Genomic DNA, 3,974 nt, shown 5'->3' with positions numbered 1-3,974 from the left:
CCGCCACTTTCGGCATGAAGATCACCGCGCTTACCACCTACATCGTTCCGCCACGCTGGCTGTTCCTGAAGATCGAGACCGACGCCGGCGTCACCGGCTGGGGCGAACCCGTGGTCGAGGGCAAGGCGCTGACCGTCGAGGCGGCGGTGAAGGAGCTGGCCGACTATCTCATCGGCAAGGATCCGCGCCTGATCGAGGATCATTGGACGGTGATGCACCGTGGCGGCTTCTACCGCGGTGGCCCGATCCTGATGAGCGCCATTGCCGGCATCGACCAGGCGCTGTGGGACATCAAGGGCAAGGCGCTCGGCGTTCCCGTGCATGAACTGCTCGGCGGCAAGCTGCGCCAGTCGATCAAGGTCTATTCCTGGATCGGCGGCGACCGGCCGGCGGAGGTGGCGGCTGGCGCCAGGGAAGTGGTCGCGCGCGGTTTCCAGGCGCTGAAGATGAACGGTACCGAGGAACTGCAGATCGTCGACAGCCACGACAGGATAGATGCCGCGGTCGAGCGCGTCGCCATGGTGCGCGAGGCCGTCGGCCCCAACATCGGCATCGCCGTCGATTTCCACGGCCGCGTCCACCGGCCGATGGCGCGTATACTGGTCAAGGAACTCGAGCCCTACAGGCTGATGTTCATCGAGGAGCCGGTGCTGAGCGAAAACCGCGAGGCGCTGAAGGAGATCGCAGCCCTCGGCTCGACGCCGATCGCGCTCGGCGAACGGCTCTACAACCGCTGGGACTTCAAATCCGTGTTCGAGGAAGCCGTCGTCGACATCATCCAGCCCGATCTGTCGCATGCGGGAGGCATCACCGAATGCCGCAAGATCGCGGCGATGGCCGAAGCCTATGACGTGGCGGTGGCGCCGCACTGCCCGCTCGGGCCGATCGCGCTCGCCGCCTGCCTGCAGCTCGACGCGGTCAGCTACAACTGCTTCATCCAGGAGCAGAGCCTCGGCATCCATTACAACGCCGCCAACGACCTGCTCGACTATGCCGCCAACAAGGACGTCTTCCGGTATGAGGACGGCTATGTCGCCATTCCCGACGGTCCGGGCCTGGGCGTCGAGATCGACGAGGACTACGTGAAGGAGCGTGCCAGGGAGGGCCACCGCTGGCGCAATCCGATCTGGCGGCACAAGGACGGCTCCTTCGCCGAGTGGTGATGCGGGCGGTTCCTTCCGCAATAACAGCCGCACGCCTTGGCGAAGCCGGCGAAGTTTGCTCCAATCGCCTCATTGCGGAGAGACGGGCGATTGAGCGCGGTGCATCTGATCAGGAGCTATCTGCTCCTGCCTTTCGTCGAGGCCGTCGAAGCCAGGGGGCTCGACGCGACGGCGATGCTGTCGGCGCATGGGCTGAAGAGACCGGATCTGGTTGAGCCGCATTTCCGGCTGCCCTTCACGGCCTTCCTGGCGATCCAGCAGCAGGCCGCCGATCTCGTCGGCGATCCCTGTCTCGGCCTGAAGATCGGCGCCGAAATCCGCTCCGAACAGGTCGGCTCGCTTGGCCTTTTGATGGCGACATCGCGCACCCTGCATGAGGCGCTCACCCATTTCTCGCGCTGGGGCAACGCCATTGGCGAAGGATGGGCACTCGAACTGACCGATACGCCTGAAGGCGCCGACTATATCTATCGCGTGGATGAAACCGGCGTCCCGACAAGGCAGGATGTCGAATACTCGCTGGCCAATCTGTGCAGCCTGATCCGCACCCGGATGGGGCGCAACTGGGCACCGGTGGAGGTCCATCTGGCGCACTCCAATCCGTCTCGGGCGCGTATCTACCAGGGCATCTTCAATGCCCCCGTCTTCTTCGACCAGCCCGTCAACAAGCTGGTCATCGCCCGCGACGACCTGCTGCTTCGCTCCGAGCGCGTCAGCTACGCGCTGTTGCCCATCGTGGAGGCGCATTTGCACCTCGCCGCCGACAAGGCGGCGGCGGACGGAGATCTGCTGCGCCAGGTCAGTCTTATCGTCGCGCAGTCGATGGGACGCCGGCCGGCCCAGATAGGCGATGTCGCGGCCAGGCTCGACATGCCGGTGCGCAGCCTGCAACGCGCGTTGGCGCAGAGGCAGACGAGCTTTCGCGACATCGTGCGCCAGGAGCGCCGGCGCGTGGCTGAGAACCTGCTTGCGCAGGGGCGCATCAACTCGATCACCGACATCGCCATCAGCGCGGGCTACGCCGACGGCTCGGTCTTCTCACGCGCCTTCCGGACATGGACCGGAGGCGCCCCGAGCCGCAGCCCGCTGCGCAGGAAGCCCGGATAAGCCTATGCCGCGGCCGTCGCGGGCCGGCCGCTGCGCAAGGTCTGATGGATGAGGTCGAGGCCGGCCTCTATCCCGTCGATGATCTCGGTGATTTCGGCACGGCTGATGATCAGCGGCGGGCTGAGCGCGATCGTGTCGTTGGGACAGGAGCGCAGGATCACGCCGTTCGCTTCGCAGAGCCGCACCAGCGTCGGACCGATCTTTTCAGCGACGGTGAAATTGCGGCGCTCCGCCTTGTCGGCGACGATCTCGACCCCGGCGATGAGGCCGGCGCCCCTGATATCACCGACCAGCGGATGACCGGAGAGACGGCGCTTCAGTTCGGCCTGCAGGAACCCGCCCGTCTCGGCGGCCCGGGACATGATGTTTTCCTCGTCGTAGATCCTGAGTGTTTCGAGCGCGACCGCCGCCGGGACCGGGTGGCCGGAATAGGTGAAGCCATGCCCGAACGTGCCGATCGCGTGGGTCTCCCGCGCGATCGCATCGACCACCTTCTCGCTGACCAGCACCGCGCTGATCGGCAGGAAAGCCGCCGACAGCGCCTTGGCGCAGGTCAGGATATCGGGCTCGATCCCCATGGTCTGCGAGCCCCAGTATGAACCGGTGCGGCCAAAGCCGCAGATCACCTCGTCGGCCACCACCAGCACATCGTGGCGGCGCAGCACGGCCTGGATCTTCTCATAATAGGTGCGCGGCGGCACGATGACGCCGCCACCGCCCATGATCGGCTCCATGAACATCGCCGCCACGGTGTCGGGACCTTCGGCGAGGATCAGTTCATCGAGTTCCCTGGCGCAGCGGCTGGCATAGTCTTCCTCGCTCTCGCCGGGCAGGCCGTTGTGATAGAAAAGCGGAGTCTGCACATGGTGAAAGCCTGACAGCGGCACGTCGAACGAGGTGTGGTTGATCACCTGGCCGGTGACCGAGGCGGTCGCCAGCGTGATGCCGTGATAGCCGCGCACGCGGCCGATGATCTTCTTCTTCTGCGGCCGTTTCAGCGCGTTGTTGTAGTACCAGATCATCTTTATGGCGGTGTCGTTCGCTTCCGAGCCGGAATTGGCGAGAAACACCTTGCTCATCGGCGACGGCGCGAGCTGCACGAGGCGCTCCGACAGATCGACCAGCGGCTGGTTCGTCTTGCCGGTGAAGGCATGGTAGAAGGGCAGCTTGCGCATCTGCTCATAGGCCGCGCGCGCCAGCCGCTCATTGTCGAAGCCAAGCGAGGCGCACCACAGGCCGGCGACCGCGTCGATATAGGATTTGCCCTGCTCGTCGAAGACACGCACGCCCTTGCCGTGGGTGACGACGAAGGGCTCGATGCCGGCAAGCGGATCGACGAAGGGATGCAGGGCGAAAGCCTTGTCGCGCGCGGCTGTCGAGTTGGGTATCGATACGGTCATGGCATCCTCCGGCTTGCTTGCTGTCTCCAGCGTCGCAAGGTTGGAAGGCAATTTCCTGATATGCTGCGCCAGTTTTCGTGCAAATTACGCCAAACGCGACGCGCTCCTCCTGGCTGAGTCATGCTGGCGGTGTTCATGGATTCCGGACGGCCGCGCTCGCTCTCGACAAGCGGCCATGCCGGATTCGATGGAAGAACCAAGCCGGAACTATCGCGCCGCGTTCGCGCCCGGGCGGCTGAGCGCCATCGAGGCCGTCAGAAGCACGATCGACGCGGCGATCAGAACCGTCGCGGCCGCGGCGATG

3 protein-coding genes are annotated in these 3,974 nt (G+C 65.2%); 2 read left to right on the top strand and 1 reads right to left on the bottom strand.

Annotation, left to right across the window (positions count from 1 at the left end; genetic code table 11):
- The first annotated feature begins 14 nt into the window (after positions 1 to 14).
- Together dgoD and J0I79_RS34170 are read left to right on the top strand one after the other, a co-directional pair.
- Positions 15 to 1,163, top strand: a complete 1,149-nt coding sequence (gene dgoD, locus J0I79_RS34175) for a galactonate dehydratase (RefSeq protein ID WP_292870323.1) — start codon at positions 15 to 17, stop codon at positions 1,161 to 1,163.
- Between the two features lie 99 nt (positions 1,164 to 1,262).
- Entirely contained in the window at positions 1,263 to 2,270 is a 1,008-nt protein-coding gene (locus J0I79_RS34170) for an AraC family transcriptional regulator (protein ID WP_292870320.1), read from the top strand.
- A gap of 2 nt (positions 2,271 to 2,272) precedes the next feature.
- On the opposite strand, the gene J0I79_RS34165 is transcribed toward J0I79_RS34170, so the two are convergent.
- A complete protein-coding gene (locus tag J0I79_RS34165; RefSeq protein WP_292870317.1) occupies positions 2,273 to 3,670 on the bottom strand; it encodes an aminotransferase in 1,398 nt (465 codons plus the stop codon).
- Between the last annotated feature and the right edge of the window lie 304 nt (positions 3,671 to 3,974).

This window comes from Mesorhizobium sp., assembly GCF_017306585.1.
Taxonomy (GTDB): domain Bacteria; phylum Pseudomonadota; class Alphaproteobacteria; order Rhizobiales; family Rhizobiaceae; genus Mesorhizobium.
This window is presented reverse-complemented; position numbering and strand designations above follow the sequence as displayed.

Coding starts and splice junctions, on each gene's coding strand:
- J0I79_RS34165 (WP_292870317.1), bottom strand. CDS start 3,670: ATGACCGTATCGATACCCAACTCGACAGCCGCGCGCGACAAGGCTTTC.
- dgoD (WP_292870323.1), top strand. CDS start 15: ATGAAGATCACCGCGCTTACCACCTACATCGTTCCGCCACGCTGGCTG.